Source organism: Roseibium sp. RKSG952, assembly GCF_009711355.1.
Genome location: NZ_SMMF01000397.1, coordinates 1 through 822, shown reverse-complemented (window position 1 = coordinate 822; position 822 = coordinate 1). Strand labels below are relative to the sequence as shown.

1 tRNA gene and 1 rRNA gene are annotated in these 822 nt (G+C 49.0%); both read left to right on the top strand.

Features of this window, described 5'->3' with window-relative positions:
- The first annotated feature begins 64 nt into the window (after positions 1-64).
- A tRNA-Ala gene (locus tag E1297_RS01215) sits at positions 65-140 on the top strand.
- A 438-nt stretch (positions 141-578) separates the two neighbouring features.
- A 23S ribosomal RNA gene (locus tag E1297_RS01210) occupies positions 579-822 on the top strand; the annotation flags it as partial.

Sequence of the window (822 nt, the reverse complement as noted above, 5' to 3'; positions counted from 1 at the left end):
GCGTGAGGTCGGAGGTTCAAGTCCTCCTCGACCCACCACTAATTAGGGTGCGTAGCATCCGAATGGGGCCTTAGCTCAGCTGGGAGAGCGCCTGATTTGCATTCAGGAGGTCAGGAGTTCGATCCTCCTAGGCTCCACCATTTACCCGATCAGATCGTTAAGCACCTTTTTGGTTCTTAACCGTCCGATTGGACGTCAATTGACATCGTTTAGAGAGAAATCAATCAACACTGTTTGATCGCGCCGAGTGTGGCGTTGATCTCAGTTGGTCCTCACGTGCTCAAGTAGCCGAATAGGCGGTAGCACACATAGTGAGGAGGTTTGATTAGGGATGTTTCCTCGTCCCTCTTTGAATATCCCGGCTGAAACGAACAGAGTTGTCCAAGTCAAGTACACTAACCCGCATGATCTGACGATCATGCATGTCTTTCATTCTCCATGCGGGGCCGACCGACATCGGCAGCATGGGTTCCAGGATGGAAGGCGGGAAAGTATGCTTTTGGTTCAGAATAAAGGTTCGGGGTTGTTCCAGCTTCCCTGTGACCGCGAGAGGCTTCGGTCTTTCTTTTTCTGGATCAAATCAAGCGCGAGAAGGGCGTTTGGTGAATGCCTTGGCAGCAAGAGGCGATGAAAGACGTGATACTCTGCGATAAGCCATGGGGAGCTGAGAATAAGCTTTGATCCATGGATCTCTGAATGGGGCAACCCACCTGAAAGCTTCATATTGTTATCTTTGATAATCAATATGTTGCTTAAACAGGTACTTAAGACCTGAATACATAGGGTTTTAAGAGCAAACCCGGGGAACTGAAACATCTAAGT